The following is a 426-nucleotide window of genomic DNA, read 5'->3' on the forward strand; positions in this document are numbered from 1 at the left end:
TCTTTATTCTATATAAAAGACCCAGTTACATAAACTGAGTCCTTTTCATATTTCCTTAGTTCAAGGTCAACACATCATCACCAGCTTGTACGTTTGTACCAGCAGGAGCTTTCATCACAAAGTCATTAAAGACATGTGAATTTGTGACAGTGACAATAACCGTATCATCAAGTCCAGCTTTTTTGATTGCTGGATCCCAGAATTCAATCAATTTATCACCTTTTTTAACATGCTCTCCTTCAATCACATAAGAAACAAATCCTGTTCCTTTTAGTTTCACGGTTCCAATACCAATGTGAATCAACAAGACAATACCATCTTCAGAAACCAAACCAACAGCGTGGCGAGTGGTAAAGACTTGACGAACCATTGCATCAAACGGCGCATAAACACAACCATCGCTTGGTTTAATGGCAAATCCTTTAC

The 426-nt window shown here is 38.0% G+C and carries 1 protein-coding gene; it reads right to left on the reverse strand.

The annotated features are described in order from the left end of the window. Positions 1-55: 55 nt before the first annotated feature. Positions 56-426: glucose PTS transporter subunit IIA (locus tag DYI25_RS22305; protein WP_213372951.1), on the reverse strand; the 371-nt coding region annotated here is incomplete at its 5' end.

The sequence above is a fragment of the Mesobacillus boroniphilus genome (genome assembly GCF_018424685.1).
GTDB lineage: Bacteria > Bacillota > Bacilli > Bacillales > Cytobacillaceae > Mesobacillus > Mesobacillus boroniphilus_A.